The sequence below is a fragment of the Pedobacter sp. 01N310 genome (assembly GCF_056399805.1).
Genome location: NZ_JBFTSB010000002.1, coordinates 482,385 through 501,184 on the forward strand (window position 1 = coordinate 482,385; position 18,800 = coordinate 501,184).

At 38.9% G+C, this 18,800-nt stretch carries 28 protein-coding genes; 24 read left to right on the top strand and 4 right to left on the bottom strand.

Translation table 11 applies throughout. The annotated features are described in order from the left end of the window. The first annotated feature begins 21 nt into the window (after window positions 1–21). Window positions 22–315: a hypothetical protein gene (locus AC1DNH_RS07515; RefSeq protein ID WP_477608654.1), complete on the top strand. Its 294-nt coding sequence runs from the start codon at window positions 22–24 to the stop codon at window positions 313–315. A 124-nt stretch (window positions 316–439) separates the two neighbouring features. Then, a complete protein-coding gene (locus AC1DNH_RS07520; protein WP_477586376.1) occupies window positions 440–715 on the top strand; it encodes a hypothetical protein in 276 nt (91 codons plus the stop codon). A gap of 274 nt (window positions 716–989) precedes the next feature. On the opposite strand, the gene AC1DNH_RS07525 is transcribed toward AC1DNH_RS07520, so the two are convergent. The 3 genes from AC1DNH_RS07525 to AC1DNH_RS07535 form a co-directional block, all read right to left on the bottom strand. Next, on the bottom strand, window positions 990–1,184 hold the full coding sequence (locus AC1DNH_RS07525; protein WP_477625288.1) for a YtxH domain-containing protein: 195 nt from the start codon (window positions 1,182–1,184) through the stop codon (window positions 990–992). Window positions 1,185–1,194: 10 nt separating this feature from the next. Further along, window positions 1,195–1,557 (bottom strand): hypothetical protein, encoded by a 363-nt coding sequence (locus tag AC1DNH_RS07530; protein ID WP_477582522.1) that lies wholly within the window; start codon window positions 1,555–1,557, stop codon window positions 1,195–1,197. A gap of 109 nt (window positions 1,558–1,666) precedes the next feature. After that, window positions 1,667–2,314, bottom strand: a complete 648-nt coding sequence (locus AC1DNH_RS07535) for a hypothetical protein (protein WP_477582523.1) — start codon at window positions 2,312–2,314, stop codon at window positions 1,667–1,669. A gap of 137 nt (window positions 2,315–2,451) precedes the next feature. Here AC1DNH_RS07535 and AC1DNH_RS07540 point away from each other — a divergent pair, with 137 nt between their 5' ends. The 4 genes from AC1DNH_RS07540 to AC1DNH_RS07555 all read left to right on the top strand — a co-directional run bounded on the left by AC1DNH_RS07540 (window position 2,452) and on the right by AC1DNH_RS07555 (window position 7,686). Continuing rightward, the gene (locus tag AC1DNH_RS07540; RefSeq protein WP_215124806.1) at window positions 2,452–3,795 is read left to right on the top strand and encodes a deoxyguanosinetriphosphate triphosphohydrolase; all 1,344 of its coding nucleotides are present in this window, start codon (window positions 2,452–2,454) and stop codon (window positions 3,793–3,795) included. A 279-nt stretch (window positions 3,796–4,074) separates the two neighbouring features. Beyond that, window positions 4,075–6,285 carry a beta strand repeat-containing protein gene (locus AC1DNH_RS07545; RefSeq protein WP_477582525.1) on the top strand — a complete coding sequence of 737 codons (2,211 nt, stop codon included), beginning with the start codon at window positions 4,075–4,077 and terminating at the stop codon, window positions 6,283–6,285. A gap of 5 nt (window positions 6,286–6,290) precedes the next feature. Further along, complete coding sequence (locus tag AC1DNH_RS07550; protein ID WP_477582527.1) at window positions 6,291–6,794, top strand: gliding motility-associated C-terminal domain-containing protein; 504 nt, start codon at window positions 6,291–6,293, stop codon at window positions 6,792–6,794. Window positions 6,795–6,807: 13 nt separating this feature from the next. Beyond that, a complete protein-coding gene (locus AC1DNH_RS07555; protein WP_477582531.1) occupies window positions 6,808–7,686 on the top strand; it encodes a PorP/SprF family type IX secretion system membrane protein in 879 nt (292 codons plus the stop codon). A 336-nt stretch (window positions 7,687–8,022) separates the two neighbouring features. On the opposite strand, the gene AC1DNH_RS07560 is transcribed toward AC1DNH_RS07555, so the two are convergent. After that, a complete protein-coding gene (locus tag AC1DNH_RS07560; protein ID WP_215124803.1) occupies window positions 8,023–8,634 on the bottom strand; it encodes a hypothetical protein in 612 nt (203 codons plus the stop codon). A gap of 172 nt (window positions 8,635–8,806) precedes the next feature. Between AC1DNH_RS07560 and AC1DNH_RS07565 the strand changes: the two genes are divergently transcribed. The 18 genes from AC1DNH_RS07565 to rpsN all read left to right on the top strand — a co-directional run bounded on the left by AC1DNH_RS07565 (window position 8,807) and on the right by rpsN (window position 18,671). Further along, the gene (locus tag AC1DNH_RS07565) at window positions 8,807–10,063 is read left to right on the top strand and encodes a prephenate dehydrogenase (RefSeq protein WP_029278641.1); all 1,257 of its coding nucleotides are present in this window, start codon (window positions 8,807–8,809) and stop codon (window positions 10,061–10,063) included. Window positions 10,064–10,072: 9 nt separating this feature from the next. Beyond that, a complete protein-coding gene (locus AC1DNH_RS07570; RefSeq protein ID WP_477610329.1) occupies window positions 10,073–10,666 on the top strand; it encodes a hypothetical protein in 594 nt (197 codons plus the stop codon). A 162-nt stretch (window positions 10,667–10,828) separates the two neighbouring features. Next, window positions 10,829–11,662, top strand: a complete 834-nt coding sequence (locus AC1DNH_RS07575; protein ID WP_477610330.1) for a sulfite exporter TauE/SafE family protein — start codon at window positions 10,829–10,831, stop codon at window positions 11,660–11,662. After that, a complete protein-coding gene (locus AC1DNH_RS07580; RefSeq protein WP_215124797.1) occupies window positions 11,662–12,057 on the top strand; it encodes a DUF1634 domain-containing protein in 396 nt (131 codons plus the stop codon). Before AC1DNH_RS07575 ends, AC1DNH_RS07580 begins: the two co-directional genes overlap by 1 nt. A gap of 172 nt (window positions 12,058–12,229) precedes the next feature. Next, on the top strand, window positions 12,230–12,847 hold the full coding sequence (gene rplC, locus AC1DNH_RS07585) for a 50S ribosomal protein L3 (RefSeq protein WP_029278646.1): 618 nt from the start codon (window positions 12,230–12,232) through the stop codon (window positions 12,845–12,847). A 4-nt stretch (window positions 12,848–12,851) separates the two neighbouring features. Further along, on the top strand, window positions 12,852–13,481 hold the full coding sequence (gene rplD, locus AC1DNH_RS07590; protein WP_029278647.1) for a 50S ribosomal protein L4: 630 nt from the start codon (window positions 12,852–12,854) through the stop codon (window positions 13,479–13,481). Window position 13,482: 1 nt separating this feature from the next. Next, entirely contained in the window at window positions 13,483–13,773 is a 291-nt protein-coding gene (rplW, locus tag AC1DNH_RS07595; protein WP_029278648.1) for a 50S ribosomal protein L23, read from the top strand. 20 nt (window positions 13,774–13,793) lie between these two features. Continuing rightward, complete coding sequence (rplB, locus tag AC1DNH_RS07600) at window positions 13,794–14,618, top strand: 50S ribosomal protein L2 (RefSeq protein WP_057932151.1); 825 nt, start codon at window positions 13,794–13,796, stop codon at window positions 14,616–14,618. Beyond that, window positions 14,618–14,884 (top strand): 30S ribosomal protein S19, encoded by a 267-nt coding sequence (rpsS, locus tag AC1DNH_RS07605; protein ID WP_010599906.1) that lies wholly within the window; start codon window positions 14,618–14,620, stop codon window positions 14,882–14,884. Before rplB ends, rpsS begins: the two co-directional genes overlap by 1 nt. Window positions 14,885–14,891: 7 nt before the next feature. Beyond that, window positions 14,892–15,254 carry a 50S ribosomal protein L22 gene (rplV, locus tag AC1DNH_RS07610; protein WP_029278650.1) on the top strand — a complete coding sequence of 121 codons (363 nt, stop codon included), beginning with the start codon at window positions 14,892–14,894 and terminating at the stop codon, window positions 15,252–15,254. Window positions 15,255–15,263: 9 nt separating this feature from the next. Next, window positions 15,264–16,109, top strand: coding sequence for a 30S ribosomal protein S3 (gene rpsC / locus AC1DNH_RS07615; RefSeq protein ID WP_029278651.1), 846 nt, complete (start codon window positions 15,264–15,266; stop codon window positions 16,107–16,109). A gap of 40 nt (window positions 16,110–16,149) precedes the next feature. Beyond that, the gene (gene rplP, locus AC1DNH_RS07620; RefSeq protein ID WP_010599903.1) at window positions 16,150–16,572 is read left to right on the top strand and encodes a 50S ribosomal protein L16; all 423 of its coding nucleotides are present in this window, start codon (window positions 16,150–16,152) and stop codon (window positions 16,570–16,572) included. 73 nt (window positions 16,573–16,645) lie between these two features. Beyond that, complete coding sequence (rpmC, locus tag AC1DNH_RS07625; RefSeq protein WP_025145217.1) at window positions 16,646–16,858, top strand: 50S ribosomal protein L29; 213 nt, start codon at window positions 16,646–16,648, stop codon at window positions 16,856–16,858. Between the two features lie 13 nt (window positions 16,859–16,871). Beyond that, window positions 16,872–17,126, top strand: coding sequence for a 30S ribosomal protein S17 (rpsQ, locus tag AC1DNH_RS07630; RefSeq protein ID WP_010599901.1), 255 nt, complete (start codon window positions 16,872–16,874; stop codon window positions 17,124–17,126). 1 nt (window position 17,127) lies between these two features. Continuing rightward, window positions 17,128–17,496: a 50S ribosomal protein L14 gene (gene rplN / locus AC1DNH_RS07635; protein WP_010599900.1), complete on the top strand. Its 369-nt coding sequence runs from the start codon at window positions 17,128–17,130 to the stop codon at window positions 17,494–17,496. 1 nt (window position 17,497) lies between these two features. After that, complete coding sequence (rplX, locus tag AC1DNH_RS07640) at window positions 17,498–17,839, top strand: 50S ribosomal protein L24 (RefSeq protein ID WP_029278653.1); 342 nt, start codon at window positions 17,498–17,500, stop codon at window positions 17,837–17,839. Further along, a complete protein-coding gene (gene rplE, locus AC1DNH_RS07645) occupies window positions 17,836–18,402 on the top strand; it encodes a 50S ribosomal protein L5 (RefSeq protein WP_086547740.1) in 567 nt (188 codons plus the stop codon). Before rplX ends, rplE begins: the two co-directional genes overlap by 4 nt. Continuing rightward, window positions 18,402–18,671: a 30S ribosomal protein S14 gene (gene rpsN, locus AC1DNH_RS07650; RefSeq protein ID WP_025145214.1), complete on the top strand. Its 270-nt coding sequence runs from the start codon at window positions 18,402–18,404 to the stop codon at window positions 18,669–18,671. The genes rplE and rpsN overlap by 1 nt, the downstream gene beginning before the upstream one ends. Window positions 18,672–18,800 lie beyond the last annotated feature (129 nt).

The window sequence follows — 18,800 nt, forward strand, 5'->3', positions numbered from 1 at the left end:
TGCAAGTCGAGGCCTTTTTTTATGCATTCAAATTTCAAAACAAAAGCAACGTTAGCTGGTTGTACTGATATGGCTAAGGAAGATAAAACGCACCAAGGATTACCAGTTGAAGGACAGGATTTTGCGGATCCTAAAGAAAAATTGAAAGAAAACCCCTCTTCACATGGGGAAGTGGCCAATCAAAAAGGCGGTGATTTTTCTGAACTGGAAGAAAGCAGAATGGAAAATCCGCCAAAGCATCGTGATGAAAATGGATCGACCAAAGATGATTTGGATAGTAGCACAGAGATAGATCAAAGTAAAGGTGTACAGTAGCCGCAAATGGATGCTAGGGTTCGGTTAAAGAGACAATAGGCTGCGATTTATATATTAATGTCGGAAGTAAACTTTTTTATTGTACCAATTGTTTAAATAAGAGGTATCTACAAAAAAAATGGCTATGGAAATGAATGAAAATAAAAATGTCGATCCTAATTCGGAGATTAACCGGAATGAGGAGGGTATTGAATGGGATAATGGAGAGGCTACTTATGGACATAAACGTGCCGATTTTAAGCGTAAAGATCAGCCAGATGAGTCGCATTTATTGAAAACAGAAAATGATCCTACACACGCCGTAAATGAAAATTTAAATAATTCGAATTTAAGTCAGGGTGAAGACATTGGAAACAGAAACAAGAATAACGAGAAAGGTTTGATGGGAAAAGATTTATAATCCAATTATAAAGAGATTATCCATACAGAATAATCCCTTTATAAAATTTATGCATTTTCCGGTAGATGGAAATTAATTAGGATTCCACAACTGAAATGCGTTAATCAAGAAGCAAATGCTCTTAAATCGTTAGTCTCTGATTTTTTTAGTTAATCTTTGTCGCGAATCCTACAGCGCTGCAAATTTCAAGAACTTATCGCCAATTTACAAGACGTCCTGCATTAATATATTGATATATGTCAATTTAATGTGTATTTCTACACTCAATTAATTGTCAGTATAAATCACTTGTCTGACGATAATCCTGTTTTATTTTTTCAGAATAATCCTTAATCCTATCTACATATTCTGGAGCTTTTTCCTTAAAGTCATCAATCAACGATTTACCATCAGTTATCCGCTTTTTTGTAGCATACTTAAAACCATACACAGCTGCTGCGCCTAAAATGGCATATTTTAATAGTCCCATAATTATCTGTTTATATTCCTGTATTTAAAGCATGGTTTTCATCAGCCTCATTAATGCTGGTTTTTGTCTTAAAATCGTCAGATGAACTTCCGGTATGACTTTCGGCACTCTGTATGGTTGGGTTTTTATCCGAACTGTTGTAGGCGTCATCACTAAGAGAATCTTTACCTTGCGTGCCAGAGTTATCCCGGCCGTCTTTGGCTAAAGGATTTCCCTTAATCAGTTCGCTTGGTTCTTTGCCATAACTGGTTACTACATCGGTGTCGTTACCTGCTTCGTAAGCTTTTTGTACATCAGATTTTTCTGATTGTTCATCACCTGATCCTACATAACCTTCAATATGCTCTTCCTTGTTATATATGTTCGTTTTCATAGTATTATAGCTTTATGAATAAACAGAACGCAGACTAAATAGTTTGAATCAGGATAAATGAAAAAATAGGCAGTAACAAAAAAGGCAGATATTTCTATCTGCCTTCGTTTTAACTTTTATATGGGAAATTCCGTGATATTTTTCGCATCATCCGTTCTACCATATCATCTGTAGAGCTCATAATGGAATCGTCCATTGTTTTAAAGAAACGCCACATTAACTCTCCATCAGCTCCGTTGTTTATGGTTAAGAACATGGTGCCTGTTCCAGATTTTCCACCAAAGCCACCAAATAAAACAGCAGAGGCGATTGCACCAGCTTCAGATTTCGTTTGCTCAGTTTCAAAACGCCCACCGATAACAGCATCAACACCAAGTATTTTGGCTAGTTCATCTTTAGTTGTTTCGTCTAACTTACCTAAAACACCTGCTTTTTTTAATAAGATGTTTGTTTTGTCAACATCCTGGAAAGTTACGGTATAATCAGAAGCTTTCCTTAACAAAAAAGTGTACATACTGGCCTGTATTGATCTTGCCATCGACTCTTCCTGGCTTTTGTTTCCTTCTGCACTGAAGTTTTTTGGTTGTTTCCGGTAAGAAATTTTTACCTCGAAAGGTAAGATGGCTACAATTTTTTGTGTTTTGATTGTCTCCTTTAGTTTCGGACTTTCGAAAATTTGCTTCGAGCCTTCAAATTGTGCTTTGGTTAAGACCGTAAAGCAGCATAAGATAGCGAGCGTTAATAAGATTTTTTTCATTATTTGTTTGTTTAATTTTCTGGCGAATATAAAAATATCTTTTAATTAATGTAATTTAAATTTTACCTGAGGCTTTATGCTTAACCATTTTCGCGTTTTGTTTAACTTGCGCCAAATTTTAAATGCAAACGGGATAAATGGAGTGGAAATATTTACTTTCGAATAAGAGATACGGACAAGAACAATATGGTGCCAGCACAGATCGGGCACGGTCTGATTTTCAGCGTGATTATGACCGGTTGATTTTTTCGTCTCCTTTTAGAAGGTTGCAGAACAAAACCCAGGTTTTCCCATTGCCAGGAAGTGTTTTTGTACATAACCGTTTAACGCATAGTTTAGAGGTTGCCAGTGTGGCCCGCTCCATGGCCAATATTTTTTTAAAAAGTGTAGAAGAGCAACAACCGCAACTGATTAAAGATGTTCCTTTAATTAACGAAGTGGGTAATATCGTGGCTGCCGCTGCACTGGCGCATGATTTGGGAAACCCAGCCTTTGGGCACTCAGGAGAAGCAGCTATTTCACGATATTTTACCGATGGCGATGGGAAAGTTTATCAGAAAGAAATGAAGGAATCGCAGTGGCACGATTTAATTAATTTTGAAGGTAATGCAAATGCCATCCGGATCCTTACCCATCCGCTAAAAGGAAAAGGCAACGATGCTTATGCGTTAACCTATTCTACTTTGGCTTCGATTGCAAAATACCCTTGCGCCTCAATTGCGGGTAAACAAAAGGGGGTGCTGCACCGTAAGAAATACGGTTTCTTTCAATCAGAAGAAGAAACTTTTAAAAAGATCGCAGAAGAGCTCAATTTGGAGAAAGAAGAAGGCGAATACCTCATTTACAAACGACATCCTTTGGTTTATCTGGTTGAGGCTGCAGATGATATCTGTTACAGCATCATCGATTTGGAAGATGCACACCGCTTAAAGATACTTTCCTATGAGGAGGTAAAGAGTTATCTGTTGCCTTTTGCCAATTCTACCACCATCGAAGATCGTTTAAAAAATGATTATGAAGACGACGATGCAAAAATCGGTCTGTTGAGGGCAAAAGCAATTAATACGTTAACCAACCAATGTGCAGGTATATTTTTTAGGGAACAAGAAAAATTATTGAAAGGCGAGCTTAATCAAAGTTTAACCGATTTATTGCCCGAGCCCTATATTTCTGCCTGGAAAGCCGTAGAAAAAATTTCTGTAGAGCGTATCTACAATTTCTCGTCGGTTATACAGAAAGAGGTTGCCGGTTATAAAATTATGGCCGGTTTATTAGAAGAGTTTGTTCCTGCACTTATTCATAACAATACACACTATTATAAAAAACTGGTTAAACTTATTCCCAAACAATATCATACCGATTTAACTGATATTTATTCTATCATACAGAGCGTATTGGATTTCGTTTCGGGTATGACCGATTTGTACGCAGTTGATCTATACCGCAATATAAAGGGAATATCTTTTCCTTCGGAAACCTAAAGATAACTTTCTGGCTTTACTTTTTATGTTCGATTAATTGCTGATTCATCCTGTTTTTCTTCTGATTTAGAGGGTTAAATCGGTCTTAAATTGGGTGTTTGTGTAAAACTGTGAAATTAAATTTTATTTAAGTGGTTGATTTGTAGTTCTTTAAAATCGTTTTAGTATTTGTAATTAGCGTTTCGTGTAAAGCGAATTGAGCAGCTTGTACTAATTGTTAGATTTGATCGTTAGGCTCTCTTATTTTTACGCCTGATGCTTTAGATCTCATCCCGATTCATGAAAAAACTTTTACTAATTGCTTTGTTAAGCATAGGGTTCACCTTAGCTATTAAAGCGCAGACACCCCAACAATTTAATTATCAAGGAGCGGCAAGAAATGCCAATGGCACCCCGCTGGCCAATAAAAATATAGCCCTGCGGATTAGTATTTTAGATGGATCTTCAACTGGAACCGTTCAATATTCGGAAGTAAGAAATGTAACGACAAATACTTTAGGTTTATATACATTAGCTATCGGGGCTACTGGTGCAAGTTCGGTTAACGGTACAATTGCTGGGGTAACTTGGGCGAGTGGATTAAAGTTTGTTAAGGTCGAAATCGATCCTGATAATGGTACAAATTTTAGTTTGGCCGGAACCGCACAATTGCTAAGTGTTCCATATGCCCTTTATGCTGCCAATGGGCCAACCGGACCCAAAGGAGATCCGGGTGTAGCTGGCCCTGCTGGTGCACAAGGTATTGCGGGCGTTGCAGGTCCGCAAGGACCTGCAGGAGCAACTGGTGCTCAGGGGCCAATTGGCTTAACTGGTGCTGCCGGTGCACAAGGAGCAGTAGGCGCAATAGGTCTACAAGGAGCGAAAGGAGATACAGGTGCAACGGGAGCTACCGGATTACAAGGTTTGCAGGGCATACCTGGCATAAAAGGGGATAAAGGTGACATAGGCCCAGTTGGCCCTTCAACAGGAGTAGCTGGCGGTGATTTAACAGGGAATTATCCAAATCCTACATTAGCTAATCTTCAGGGAAAGACATTAAATGCCACTTCACCAATCAACAATCAGGTGCTTCTATTTGATGGCACTGCATGGAAACCAGTAACATTGGATGTGAGTCAACTATCAGGCGCTAAGGCATTAACCTCAACTGATTTGAGTATTAGTGCTAATGGCGCTACGGCTTTATTGAAAGATGTAGTAATTGATATAAACACGGCGGCTGTTAGCACGCTTAAACTGGCAGATGGGGCAGTAACAACGGCAAAATTAGCCGACGCTGCAGTAACCGCTGTAAAAATTGGAAGTAAAGAAGTTAAAAACGTTAATATCGATGATGCCGCAGTAAATACACTACAGCTCGCTGATGGGTCGGTAACTACAGCAAAGCTTGCTGATGCTTCGGTTACGGTGGCTAAATTAACTACTGATGGGCTGAGTGATGCAAACAAAGTGTATATCACCAACGCAACAACCGGGAAACCCGAATTAATCAGCAGGACATTATTTGCAAATGCAAATGCCTGGGCATTAAAAGGAAATACGGGCAGCACCGATCAAAACAATAATTTCCTAGGTAATACAGATGATGTGGCCATCAACTTTCTGGTTAACGGTTTAAAATCTGGCCGTTTAGGCAATTCATCCGAAAACAATATTTCTTACGGTTATAAAACACTTACCGCGAATGTATCTGGCTTTTACAACAGTGCATTTGGTCGCGAAGCATTATCTGTTAACATTTCAGGTTACGAAAACAGCGCTTTTGGTTACCTGGTGTTGCAGCGCAGTTTTAGTGCTATCAACAACAGCGGCTTTGGCTCGCAGGCATTAGCGATTAATACGGTAGGCTCCAATAATACTGCAATTGGCACGCATGCGCTAATGGCCAATAGAACTGGTATATCAAACACAGCTATTGGAAGTTTGGCGCTTGAAGCCAGTAATGGCGACAATAATACGGCACTAGGTTATGCTGCCGGTTCGAAAAACAATGGGGCAGGGAATGTTTTCATCGGAAGCAATGCTGCCGCTAACAGCACAAATTCAAATAATACTTTGGTAGTAGCTAACTCTAGTACCTCATACCCGCTAATCGCTGGCGATTTTGCAGCAAATGGTGGCGCATTAACCATTAATGGAACTGCCGCTGCATCTTCTGTAGCTTATGCCCCAGCAAATGCAAGTACTTTAAACATCAATGGTTCTGTTGCAGCAAGTGTTTTAATCTATACTACAGCCGGGGCCTTAACACTCGATGCCAGTCATTACACAGTCAGGATAAAAAATGCAGGTTTGGCGGTAAGTGTTAATCTCCCAACGGCCTCTAGCTGTAAAGGAAGGATTTATGTAATTGTGAAAGCTTTATCATCAGGTGATGTTACGTTAAACAATCCTGTTTTGTTGAATGATGATTCTGATGTAACCACCATTACCGGTGCAAAAACTTTCACCATTCAAAGCGATGGGGCGGCTTGGATCTCTTTAAACTAAACACAATGAGAAGAATATCCTATTTGCTTGTTTTCTTAACCATAGTGTTTTTCTGGGGAAACGCAAACGCACAAAGTTTGCCGTATGTGGTTAATTCGGCTAGTGGCAACGGTAAGATTAATAATCAATTATACGATTTTAGTATTGGTGAAATGGTACTGGTGCAAACTTTACAGGCTGCCAACACTACATTGACCCAAGGGTTTTTACAGCCTTTTCTGATCATACAGACCACGGCCGACGTAGCCATTGTAAATAATATCCTTACTCCAAACGGAGACGGGACAAACGATTTTTTTGTAGTTAAAGGCTTAGAAAAGTATCCGAATAACAAACTATCCATTTTTGATAGGGGAGGAAGGTTGATTTATACTACCCAAGGTTATCAAAACAACTGGGAAGGCTATTTTAACGGAAAGCCACTTACCGAAGATACTTATTATTATATGCTCGATTTAGGGGGAGATGGTTCTATTAAAGGTTTTATATCAATCTTATATAAAAAATAACAGCGTGAAAAAAATGAAATGTTATATGGCGGGGCTGTTGTTTTTGTTTGTTACGCCAGCATTTGCCCAGCTTAACCCCATGGGTAGCATCTACTATCAGAACCAGTTTTTGGCTAACCCGGCAATGGCAGGTTTAGAAACCGGACTAAATTTAAATGCAGCATTTAAAACGCAATGGACGGGGGTAGATGGTGCACCAAAGATTCAGTATTTAACTGGCGACTATGGTTTGACTAATAATAAAGTAGGTTTGGGTATTCTTTTTTACAATGAAGGTGCAGGCGCCATTAACCGTACCAGGGCAACTGTAACTTATGCTTATCATTTGCCTTTAAATGGGGGGACCAACTTCTTGGATTTTGGTTTGTCTGCCGGCATTATGAATGAATGGATTGATTTTGGTAAAGCCAAAGGCGATTTAGACGACGATGTACTCAATAGCTTTAACGATCGTAGATTATATTTGGATGGCGATTTTGGAGTAGCTTACCGCTCCGATAAATTGACACTACAGGCTGCTTTGCCTAATCTTAAACGGTTTTTTAAAAGAGATGTACTGCGAAACGTGGTAGACCGATCGATTTATTTTATCGCAGCCGGTTATAAATTCACAACTGATAAAGTAATCAACAGTATTGAACCGAAATTGGTGTATAGAGGGGTGCAGAATTATGATGGTATTTTTGATGCCGGTGTAAATCTTCAGTTTTTAGAGAATAAGTTGATGCTTAACGGCATATATCATAGCACCAACAGTTTTACAGCTGGTTTTGGTGCAAACTACAAAAACCAATTTTCGGTTTTATTCCAGTACACTACCAATACTTCAAAAATGCAGAGTTATAGCAATGGCGAATTTGAGGTGGGTTTGAAGTATAGCATCAAAAATTAAGCGTGTTATCGTCATTTCGACTGAATGCAACGGAATGGAGAAATCTACTGTTAAATGTATTTGCAGATTTCTCGAATAATTTAATCATTTTTTTAATTCAGTTATTTGTTTGGAAAGCAGTTCCGCTCCCGCTTCTGCCGATGAAATATCGGCATCTCGCTTTGATCGGGTTTAGGGGGCCAAATAGTGCTGCTATAATTGGAATAAACCCGACAGTAGCGGACACTGAACGCAGTGAGGTAAAGCGAATGGCGGGGCTAGTGGAACCGAAGCACTACTAGCCCTGCTTTTCTAAAAAAAAAGTTAAGTTTTTTCAATTAATTAAAAAGTCTTCGACTATCTTCCCCGGCCATCATCCCATTTATTACGCTCGTCCTGCAGCTCACGGGCAAGTCTCATTTCTTTATCCTTTGCTTTTACTTTGTGTGCCTGAAATTCATCGGCCACTTCCTGGTAAAGCTCGGTTCTGTACTTCGCTTCGTGCCTTAATTTGCCGGATTGGAAAATTACAAAGGCCAAACCTACCCCAAGTACAATAATAATGGCCCAAACAATGGTATTATAGGTGCCTTTATTGAAGGATATGCCTAAAAATTTAATTTCATTAACAGCAGCGTTGGCATTGGCCAAGGAACTTTCTTTTCCATTTACTTCGCCTTTTAAGCTTGAAATGTTATCGGCTTGTGCTTTAATTTCCTGACGGGCTTCCTGCAGCTGCTTGCGTTCTTTTCTGAGCGTATCACTAACACTTTTCCATAAGGATGATAAACGTGACGGATTGATCAGCCTTGCGCCGTTGAAGCTTTTAGATTTCTTTAACATGAACTGATACTGCCCATTTAGAGATGGGTCGGTATTTTTCGTAGTATCAGGTAAAGTTTGCCCAAAGGCAACGTTTAAAAATAGCATAGCGCCTAAAAACAATAGGGTGTGTTTAATTTTCTGCATAGTTTAAATATAGGTGTTAGAATGTAAAACTACATTTTTATCTATTTTTCCGGTTAATAAAATTTGTTTAAGGTTTTGGCAAATCGATAAAATTGTTCTGGTTTAACATTCTAAATAACAATTTTATCTAAGTTTTATTATAAATTTATTTGCGATAGGTTACATTTGTTTCATGCAAATAGGAATTATTGGTTTGGGCGATATGGGCAAATTGTATGCACTATCGTTCATAAACGCTGGTTATAAGGTATGTGGGGCAGATATGCCCTTACGTTTTACAGATTTAAAAAATGAGCTGGAACCTAAAGGAATCGAGGTTTTAATCGATGGCCATGAGGTTGCCCGTAAATCAGACTTTATTATCTATTGCGTTGAAGCCGAAAAAATTGATGAGGTGGTAGCTGCTTTTGCCCGCTCAACAAAATATGGTGCCATAGTTGCCGGACAAACCTCGGTTAAACATCCCGAAATTGCTGCTTTCGAAAAACACCTTCCAGAGGATACCCAGATTGTAACCTGTCATTCTTTGCATGGTCCGGCATTTAGTCCGGAAGGGCAAACACTTGTGGTAGTGCGTCACCGTGCTACCGATGCTGTTTATGCCAAAGCCTTAGAAATTTATAAATCTTTAAAATCGAACATTATTGAAATGGACGATTATAGGGAGCACGACCGCATTGTGGCCGATACACAGGCGGTAACACACATGGGGTTCGAAAGCATGGGCTCGGCATGGAAAAATGCGGGTTTTTTCCCCTGGGATAATCCGGCATATGCGGGTGGAATCGATAACGTGAAAATTTTGACCACGCTGAGAATTTTTAGTTACAAATCGCACATTTATGCTGGTTTGGCCATTTTAAATCCTTATGCCCAGAAACAGGTAAAATATTATGCGCAGGCCGAATCGGAACTGTTTAAGCTGATGATATGTGAAAATGAGGCGGAGTTTAGGGAAAAGATTTATGCGGCCCGCGATTTCGTTTTTCACGAAAGCCGTTCGCTTTTACTGTTGGATGATAACATCATGAAAGAATTCAGCCTATCGGATGCCAGCCATAAACAGAAACCAAATTCGCATTTAAGTTTGCTGAGCATGGTATATGCCTGGTATAAAATGGGCGTAAACCCTTACGATAACCTGATCTGCCAAACGCCACCTTTTAAATTGAGGCTGGGCATTGCCGAATATCTTTTCAAAAATGAAGCAATGTTAGAGGAGTCGATTAATACTGCTTTGTATGATAAATCTATCCGTGGCGATGATTTAGAATTCCACACCGCGGTGCACGAATGGGCATCGATTATTGGCTATGGCGATTTAAAAGGTTACAAAGAACATTTCGAAGCGGCCAAATCATTCTTCGCCAACCGTTTAAATGATGGAAGAGATTTAAGTGCGGAAATGATTAAGCGATTAGGCAAGTAACTATTAGGGATGAAGATCATTCTGAATAAACCTGATCTGGTTTCGTTGTTGCAACAACAATTAATAGAGATAGAAATACTTTGTGGGGAGTACGATAAAGGAACTGATGTTGTTATTCCATCAATTGCCGAAAAAATCGTCGTGATTTTTCATAACTCCGATCAAGCAAAAGCATTGGTGAGCCAGCTTAAATTAAATCATCTCGATATGTATTGCAGTTCGGAGATTTATGATTTCAAGAGCCTTACTAATTTTATCGGCTTGTTGAAACTGGCACATCGTACTGGAAAGGGATGGGCGTATGTTGCTGGGTTAGACCGTTCTGTTTTAATAAGGGTATCGCAAGAAAACTGGTGGAACAATAAAAAAGTGATTGTTGATTCGGACGGGATTGCTTTTACGAGGGCTAAAATAATTAAATCATTAGCCAGTACTGAGCCTTTGGTGCTAAATACTTCAGGCTGGACGGTTAAAGATGCCGAAGGCAACAAATCAACTATCGACCCAATACCCGAAACTGTTCGGCAAATTGCTTTCGAAGTACTTGAAAGTTTTCGGGGTGTTGATTTGAATAAGGAAAGTAAACTTTATTACAAGTCATAGTTAATGATTGAATTTTGAATGAGAGAATGATTGAATGAGCAGATGCTATATTCACTCATTCAATCATTGCTTCAAAATTCTATTTATCCATATAACATATAGACTTTATTTTATTCCCTTAATTCTTCGTTTACCCAAAAAGAGTGCATTATATTTGCCCGCATGTCGGTATTGCTGTTTACCATTATCATTTTATTAGGTGCTTTTTTAGCCGGATTATTGGGTTCGCTGACGGGCTTGGGTGGGGGAGTAATTATTATTCCATTGCTCACTTTAGCTTTAGGGGTTGATATCCATTATGCTATAGGTGCATCAATTGTTTCTGTTATTGCAACCTCTTCGGGTTCGGCAGCAGCTTATGTAAAAGAAGGGATTACCAATATCCGAATTGGAATGTTTTTAGAAATCGCTACCACAATAGGTGCGGTGTGCGGTGCAATTGTAGCCGTTTATCTCAATGCCAATTATATTGCTATTCTATTTGGCTGTATCCTGATTTTTTCGGCCATCATGACGCTAAAGAAAAAGGTAGATCATACTACTTTAGATAATACCGATAAATGGGCCAATTTTTTTAAACTCAATGGATCTTATCCAGATAAAGGTGTAGATCATCCATATGCGGTAAAACATGTTCCGGGAGGTTTTTTAATGATGCTTTTTGCCGGAACATTATCGGGTTTGCTCGGTATTGGGAGTGGGGCATTAAAAGTAATCGCGATGGATAACATTATGCGTTTGCCATTTAAGGTATCAACAACAACCAGTAATTTTATGATGGGGGTTACTGCTGCTGCCAGTGCGGTGGTTTACTTACATCGTGGCCAGATCGATCCGGGCATTGCCATGCCAGTATGTATCGGCGTTTTAACTGGCGCAACTATTGGCTCAAAAATTTTGTTAAGAGCCAAAACCGATAAGCTCAAAATGATATTTGCCGTAGTTGTTGTATTCTTGGCATTACAGATGATTTATAAAGGAATAAGCGGATTATAATGCGTACAACAGGAAAAGAAAACCTAAACGATAAGGATATTCAGGTAATTTTGGGTACGCTTCTGCGTGCGGGTGTAATTATTTCGATGAGCATTGTATTAATAGGTGGTGCCATTTTTCTAATCCATAATAGTGGAGCCATTACCGACTATAAAGTTTTTAAACCCGAGCTGAGCAAGTTTTCTTCTATAGTGGCCATATTTAAGGGGGTATCTACTTTTCAGGGCGATGCCATTGTGCAATTTGGTATCCTGATGCTCATTTTTACGCCAATTGCACGTATTGTTTTTGCTATTTTCAGCTTTTTAATCGAGCGAGATTACCTATATGTACTCATCGGATTTATCATTTTGGCCATTATAACCATCAGTTTAAATGGCGGTTTGGCACATTAACATCTCTTTTTTAGTTAAATCCCATCATATCAGCAATTTATTTGAAAAAATATTTGGCTAACTATTTGAAAATTAATATTTCTTGCCTATCTTTGCCGTCCCTTTCGGGGGATGTACAACCACCTTGAACGAAGCCCTACTGCTTCGATGGGTGTTAAAAAGAAAAGATAAAATGTCAGGAATTATTGGAAAAAAAGTAGGAATGACCAGTATCTTTGATGCCGAAGGAAGAAACATTCCTTGTACGGTAATCGAGGCTGGACCTTGTGTAGTTACACAGGTAAAAACCGAAGAAGTAGATGGTTATTCATCAATCCAGTTGGGTTACGATGAGAAAAAAGAGAAAAACACAACTCAACCATTGAAAGGCCATTTCGCGAAAGCAAACACAACTCCGAAACGCAAGCTGGTAGAATTTGATTCGTTTACAACTTCACTTAATTTAGGTGATGTAGTAACGGTTGATTCTTTCGCAGAAGGCGATTTTGTTGATGTTGTAGGTACCTCAAAAGGTAAAGGTTTTCAAGGTGTTGTAAAACGCCACGGATTTGCCGGTGTTGGTATGCAGACTCACGGTCAGCATAACCGTTTACGTGCCCCAGGTTCATTGGGAGCATCGTCATTCCCTTCACGTGTATTCAAAGGAATGCGCATGGCTGGAAGAACAGGTGGAGACAGGGTAAAAGTTCAGAACTTACAAGTTTTGAAAGTTTATGCTGAGCAAAACTTATTAGTAGTTAGTGGTTCCATTCCAGGAGCTAAAGGTTCTTACGTAATCTTAGACAAGTAATCAGATGGAAGTTAAAGTATTAAACATTTCAGGTAAAGAAACAGGTGCCAAGGTGCAACTTCCTGAATCGGTATTTGGTATCGAGCCTAACGACCACGCGATTTATTTAGATGTAAAACAGTATTTGGCTAACCAACGTCAAGGTACTCACAAATCTAAACAACGTAATGAGATTGCTGGTTCAACTCGTAAACTATACAAACAAAAAGGTACAGGTGGTGCCCGTGCTGGTAGCATTAAATCTCCGTTATTTAACGGTGGTGGTCGTGTTTTCGGTCCTCAGCCACGTGATTATAGCTTTAAATTGAACAAGAAATTAAAATCATTAGCACGTAAATCTGCTTTAGCTTATAAAGCAAAAGATAACAACGTGGTAGTTTTAGAAGATTTCAACTTCGATACAGCTAAAACTAAAAACTATACAAGTTTATTGGCTGCGTTAAACGTAGGTACTCAAAAAACTTTATTGGTTTTACCTGCGCAAAATAATAATATCTATTTATCAAGCAGAAACATTCAGAAAACTAAAGTAATCTCGGCAGCAGATTTAAATACTTATGATGTATTAAACGCTGGTGTACTTGTGTTAACTGCTGATTCTGTTAAAACTTTGGAGGAGGCGTTTGCCAAATAATATGGAAATTTTAAAAAAACCAATATTAACCGAAAAAGCTTCAGCTTTAACTGAGAAATCTAACCGTTTCACATTTAGCGTTAACCACAAGGCTAACAAAATCCAGATTAAACAAGCAATTGAGAAATTGTACGGTGTAACCATCGTTGCAGTTAACACAATGGTTGTTGATGGAAAAGCTAAATCTCGTTACACTAAAGCAGGTTTTGTATCTGGCCGTAGCCCGAAATACAAAAAAGCAATCGTAACGTTAAAAGACGGCGAAACAATAGATTATTACGCAACCCTTTAATTTAATAATTCATTATAACTATGGGCTTAAGAAAATTTAAACCAGTTACTCCAGGTACCCGCTTCAGAGTTGGTGCTAGTTTTACGGAGATTACAGCAACCAAGCCCGAAAAATCATTGGTTGTATCATCAAAAAAGTCTGGTGGACGTAACAACACAGGAAAAATGACTATGCGCTACATGGGCGGTGGTCACAAAAAATCATATCGTTTAATCGACTTCAAACGCGATAAATTCGATATTCCTGCAACAGTAGCTACTGTTGAATACGATCCAAACCGTACTGCCCGCATCGCATTATTACACTATGCAGATGGCGAGAAGCGTTATATCATCGCTCCTGAAGGATTGCAAGTTGGTTCGGTATTATTATCGGGCGACAAAGCAGCACCAGAAGTAGGTAACACTTTAAAATTATCGAACATTCCATTAGGTTCTATCGTACACAACGTAGAGATCCATCCTGGAAAAGGAGCACAATTAGCTCGTAGTGCAGGTGCTTACGCACAATTAGCTGCCCGCGATGGTAAATATGCTACTTTAAAAATGCCTTCAGGCGAAACCCGTTTAATCTTGACTACTTGTCTTGCTACTATCGGTGCTGTATCTAACTCAGATCATGCAAACGAAGTATTAGGTAAAGCTGGTCGTAAACGTTGGTTGGGCCGTCGTCCGAGAACTAGACCGGTAGCGATGAACCCTGTCGATCACCCAATGGGTGGTGGTGAAGGTAGATCATCAGGTGGTCACCCACGTTCAAGAAATGGTGTTTTAGCTAAAGGCTTCAAAACCAGAGAACTTAAAAAATATTCTAATCGTTACATCATAGAGAGAAGGAAGAAATAATGGCTCGTTCGATAAAAAAAGGACCTTATATTGACCATAACGTAGAGAAAAAAGTAAACTCTATGAATGATTCAGGCAAAAAGTCTGTAATCAAAACTTGGTCTCGCAGATCAATGATATCACCAGATTTCGTGAATCATACATTTGCTGTACACAACGGAAATAAATTTATCCCTGTGTACGTAACAGAAAACATGGTTGGTCACAAGTTGGGAGAATTTGCTCCAACCAGAACATTCAGAGGACACGCTGAAAAGAAAAAATAATTAGACAATGGAAGCAATAGCAAAATTAAACAATTGTCCAACCTCACCGCGTAAGATGCGTTTGGTTGTAGATCTTATCAGAGGTGAACGTGTAGAAAAAGCATTAAGCATTTTAAAGTTTACCAATAAAGAAGCAGCAATAAGAGTTGAGAAATTATTATTATCTGCTATCAAAAACTGGGAATCTAAAAATGAAGGTGCTCGCCCTGAAGAAAACCAACTTTTTGTAAAAACAGTTATGGTTGATGGTGGCCGTCAGTTGAAACGCTTACGTCCAGCTCCTCAAGGCCGTGGATATAGAATTCGTAAACGTTCTAACCACGTAACGCTGATTGTAGATAGTAAAAGTACAGAAACAACTCAAAACTAATTTTAGGAAATGGGACAAAAAGCAAATCCAATAGGTAACAGGTTAGGTATCATCAAAGGATGGGATTCTAACTGGTTCGGTGGCAACAACTACTCCGATAAATTAGTTGAAGATGAGAAAATAAGAAAATACCTTTCTGCCCGTATCGCTAAAGGCGGTGTTGCAAAAGTAGTAATCGAGCGTACGTTAAAACGTATCACGGTAACTATCCACACAGCTCGTCCAGGTATCGTAATCGGTAAAGCAGGTGCTGAGGTTGATAAAATTAAAGAAGAGTTAAAGAAATTAACTAAAAAGGAAATTCAAATTAACATCTTCGAAATTAAACGCCCAGAGCTTGATGCACAATTAGTTGCAGAAGGTGTTGCAAAACAATTAGAAGCAAGGATCTCATTCCGTAGAGCAATGAAATCTTCTATCGCATCAACCATGCGTATGGGTGCTGAAGGTATCAAAATCATGACTTCTGGTCGTTTAGGTGGTGCTGAGATGGCACGTACTGAGCAGTACAAAGAAGGAAGAGTGCCTTTGCATACATTCCGTGCTGATATCGACTACGCTTTAGCTGAAGCCTTAACTACTTATGGTAAAATAGGTGTTAAAGTTTGGATCTGTAAAGGTGAGGTTTATGGAAAACGTGATTTGTCTCCAAACATTGGTGCAACAAACAACGGTCCAAAAGGCGCATCAGATAAACCAGCTTTTGGTGGAAGAGATAACCGTGGTGGTGGAAGAGATAACCGTGGCGGTGGTAACGACAGACGTGGTGGAAACCAAGGCGGTGGTCGTGGTCCAGGCCAAGGTGGTGCAAACAGAGGTGGTGGCGCAGGCGCTAACAGAGGTCCTCGTAAATAATTGATTTATTAACATCGTTTAACGATTAGAACAAAATAAAATGTTACAGCCAAAAAGAACGAAGTTCAGGAAGATGCAAAAAGGCAGAATGAAGGGTTTAGCTTCTCGTGGAGCTGAGTTAGCATTCGGATCTTTCGGTATCAAATCTCTAGAAGCTACTTGGATCACAAGTCGTCAGATAGAGGCTGCCCGTATTGCCGTAACTCGTTTCATGAAACGTGAAGGCCAAGTATGGATCAGGATCTTCCCGGACAAACCGGTAACTAAAAAACCTGCTGAGGTACGTATGGGTAAAGGTAAAGGTGCTCCTGAGTATTGGGTAGCAGTTGTAAGACCAGGACGTGTAATTTTCGAAGCTGAAGGTGTGCCTTTAGAAGTTGCTAAAGAAGCATTGCGTTTAGCAGCTCAGAAATTACCGATCCAAACCAAATTCGTAGTACGTAGAGATTACGTAGAAGCATAGTAAAGTGTTGAGGTGAATGTTGTAAATACTTGTTTATTATAACCGCTACACTCAACGTAAAAGAAAAAGAAAAATGAAAAATTCAGAAATCACAGGGCTTTCAAAAGAAGAATTAGTAGCTAAGATTGCGGAAGAAAAAGAGAACTTATCAAAATTGAAGTTCGCTCACACTATTTCAGCTATCGAAAATCCTTCACGCATTGCAAAAGTAAGGAAAGACATAGCCCGTTTAAACACTGAGTTGACTAAAGTGAAAAACACTGAGTCAGCTACTGAAACTAAATAATTTGAGAGTCGACATGGAAAGACAATTAAGAAAAACAAGAACCGGGTTAGTGGTAAGCAACAAGATGGATAAATCTGTTGTAGTGAGCGTGGAACGTAAAGTAAAACACCCGATTTATGGTAAGTTCGTAAAGAAAACTACCAAATTTATGGCTCACGACGAGAAAAACGAATGCGGTATCGGTGATACAGTATTAATTATGGAAACTCGTCCTTTGAGTAAAAACAAGAACTGGAGATTGGTACAAATTTTAGAAAGAGCTAAATAAGATGGTACAACAGGAATCGAGATTAAACGTTGCTGATAACAGCGGCGCAAAAGAAGTATTAGTAATTCGCGTGCTAGGTGGAACCGGCAAACGTTATGCTTCAATTGGTGATAAAGTAGTTGTTACCGTAAAAAGCGCGTTACCTTCTGGTAACATTAAAAAAGGTACAGTTTCTAAAGCAGTTGTTGTAAGAACTAAAAAAGAAATCCGTCGTAAAGATGGTTCTTATATCCGTTTTGACGATAATGCTGCTGTATTATTGAACGCACAGGATGAGCCAAGAGGTACACGTATCTTTGGCCCGGTTGCGAGAGAACTACGTGAAAAACAATTCATGAAAATTGTATCATTAGCACCGGAGGTATTATAAAATGGGAAACAAAGTAAATACACCATCAAAACTTAAAATCCGCACAGGAGATTTAGTTAAAGTCATTGCTGGCGATTCAAAAGGTCAACAAGGAAAAGTACTTTCAGTACTTATAGATAAAAACAGAGCCATTGTGGAAGGCATTAACTTAGTATCTAAACATACTAAACCAAATGCTGCTAATCCAAACGGTGGTATTATTAAAAAAGAAGCTGCTCTTCACATTTCTAACTTGATGTTGGTTGATCCAAAATCTGGTAAAGCTACCCGCGTAGGTCGTAAACTTAACGCAGATGGTAAATTAGTTAGAGTTGCTAAAATTTCAGGAGAGGAGATTAAATAATGGCTACACCTAGATTAAAAAGCAAATACAAAGAAGAAGTTGTAAATGCACTAAAAGAAAAATTTCAGTACAAAACTGTAATGCAGGTTCCTAAATTGGAAAAAATCTGTATCAATCAGGGTGTTGGTCGTTTTTCTGTTACTGATAAGAAAATTATGGATACCACTATCGTTGAGTTGACTACCATTACTGGTCAACAAGCGGTTCCGGCTAATTCAAAGAAAGATATCTCTAACTTTAAATTACGTAAAGGTATGCCAGTAGGTGTACGTGTTACATTACGCGATAACAACATGTACGAGTTCTTAGATCGTTTGATCTCTGTAGCTTTGCCTCGTATCCGCGATTTCAAAGGTATTAATGATAAAGGATTTGATGGAAAAGGTAACTATACATTAGGTGTTACTGAGCAAATCATCTTCCCTGAGATTAATATCGATAAAATCAATAAAATTTTAGGTATGGATATAACTTTCGTAACTTCGGCAAAATCTGACGTTGAGGCTCTTGAGTTATTGAAACAATTCGGATTACCATTTAAAAATCAAAAAACAGCAGAATAATGGCAAAAGAAGGTGTAAAAGCACGCGAAGTTAAGCGCCAAAAATTGGTAGCTAGATACGCTGAAAAACGTGCAGTATTAAAAGCTGCAGGAGATTTCGAGGGTTTAGATAAATTACCTAAAAACTCATCTCCAGTACGTTTACACAACCGTTGTAAATTAACTGGTCGTCCTCGTGGATATATGCGTACCTTTGGTATTTCAAGGGTAACATTCCGCCAGATGGCACTAGACGGTAAAATACCAGGTGTTAAAAAAGCATCTTGGTAATATAGCTTAAAGCTGAAAGCTCAAAGTCTAAAGCGATACATGTCGCTTTAGTCTTTGTGCTTTAGTCTTTTTGCTTTTAAAAGAATTTTAACCGGTAGCAGGTCCCACAGCTGGGTAGCAGAAGGAAAC

Excerpts from the sequence above, each read along its gene's own strand:
- AC1DNH_RS07580 (WP_215124797.1), top strand. The coding sequence starts at position 11,662 with ATGCGTACAACAGGAAAAGAAAACCTAAACGATAAGGATATTCAGGTA.
- rplN (WP_010599900.1), top strand. The coding sequence starts at position 17,128 with ATGGTACAACAGGAATCGAGATTAAACGTTGCTGATAACAGCGGCGCA.
- AC1DNH_RS07520 (WP_477586376.1), top strand. The coding sequence starts at position 440 with ATGGAAATGAATGAAAATAAAAATGTCGATCCTAATTCGGAGATTAAC.
- rplV (WP_029278650.1), top strand. The coding sequence starts at position 14,892 with ATGGAAGCAATAGCAAAATTAAACAATTGTCCAACCTCACCGCGTAAG.
- rplP (WP_010599903.1), top strand. The coding sequence starts at position 16,150 with ATGTTACAGCCAAAAAGAACGAAGTTCAGGAAGATGCAAAAAGGCAGA.
- AC1DNH_RS07575 (WP_477610330.1), top strand. The coding sequence starts at position 10,829 with ATGTCGGTATTGCTGTTTACCATTATCATTTTATTAGGTGCTTTTTTA.
- AC1DNH_RS07515 (WP_477608654.1), top strand. The coding sequence starts at position 22 with ATGCATTCAAATTTCAAAACAAAAGCAACGTTAGCTGGTTGTACTGAT.
- AC1DNH_RS07560 (WP_215124803.1), bottom strand. The coding sequence starts at position 8,634 with ATGCAGAAAATTAAACACACCCTATTGTTTTTAGGCGCTATGCTATTT.
- AC1DNH_RS07570 (WP_477610329.1), top strand. The coding sequence starts at position 10,073 with ATGAAGATCATTCTGAATAAACCTGATCTGGTTTCGTTGTTGCAACAA.
- rplW (WP_029278648.1), top strand. The coding sequence starts at position 13,483 with ATGGAAATTTTAAAAAAACCAATATTAACCGAAAAAGCTTCAGCTTTA.
- AC1DNH_RS07545 (WP_477582525.1), top strand. The coding sequence starts at position 4,075 with ATGAAAAAACTTTTACTAATTGCTTTGTTAAGCATAGGGTTCACCTTA.
- AC1DNH_RS07565 (WP_029278641.1), top strand. The coding sequence starts at position 8,807 with ATGCAAATAGGAATTATTGGTTTGGGCGATATGGGCAAATTGTATGCA.
- rpsQ (WP_010599901.1), top strand. The coding sequence starts at position 16,872 with ATGGAAAGACAATTAAGAAAAACAAGAACCGGGTTAGTGGTAAGCAAC.
- rplX (WP_029278653.1), top strand. The coding sequence starts at position 17,498 with ATGGGAAACAAAGTAAATACACCATCAAAACTTAAAATCCGCACAGGA.
- rpsN (WP_025145214.1), top strand. The coding sequence starts at position 18,402 with ATGGCAAAAGAAGGTGTAAAAGCACGCGAAGTTAAGCGCCAAAAATTG.
- AC1DNH_RS07530 (WP_477582522.1), bottom strand. The coding sequence starts at position 1,557 with ATGAAAACGAACATATATAACAAGGAAGAGCATATTGAAGGTTATGTA.
- AC1DNH_RS07550 (WP_477582527.1), top strand. The coding sequence starts at position 6,291 with ATGAGAAGAATATCCTATTTGCTTGTTTTCTTAACCATAGTGTTTTTC.
- AC1DNH_RS07535 (WP_477582523.1), bottom strand. The coding sequence starts at position 2,314 with ATGAAAAAAATCTTATTAACGCTCGCTATCTTATGCTGCTTTACGGTC.
- rpmC (WP_025145217.1), top strand. The coding sequence starts at position 16,646 with ATGAAAAATTCAGAAATCACAGGGCTTTCAAAAGAAGAATTAGTAGCT.
- rpsC (WP_029278651.1), top strand. The coding sequence starts at position 15,264 with ATGGGACAAAAAGCAAATCCAATAGGTAACAGGTTAGGTATCATCAAA.
- rplD (WP_029278647.1), top strand. The coding sequence starts at position 12,852 with ATGGAAGTTAAAGTATTAAACATTTCAGGTAAAGAAACAGGTGCCAAG.
- rplC (WP_029278646.1), top strand. The coding sequence starts at position 12,230 with ATGTCAGGAATTATTGGAAAAAAAGTAGGAATGACCAGTATCTTTGAT.
- rplB (WP_057932151.1), top strand. The coding sequence starts at position 13,794 with ATGGGCTTAAGAAAATTTAAACCAGTTACTCCAGGTACCCGCTTCAGA.
- rpsS (WP_010599906.1), top strand. The coding sequence starts at position 14,618 with ATGGCTCGTTCGATAAAAAAAGGACCTTATATTGACCATAACGTAGAG.
- AC1DNH_RS07525 (WP_477625288.1), bottom strand. The coding sequence starts at position 1,184 with ATGGGACTATTAAAATATGCCATTTTAGGCGCAGCAGCTGTGTATGGT.
- AC1DNH_RS07555 (WP_477582531.1), top strand. The coding sequence starts at position 6,808 with ATGAAATGTTATATGGCGGGGCTGTTGTTTTTGTTTGTTACGCCAGCA.
- AC1DNH_RS07540 (WP_215124806.1), top strand. The coding sequence starts at position 2,452 with ATGGAGTGGAAATATTTACTTTCGAATAAGAGATACGGACAAGAACAA.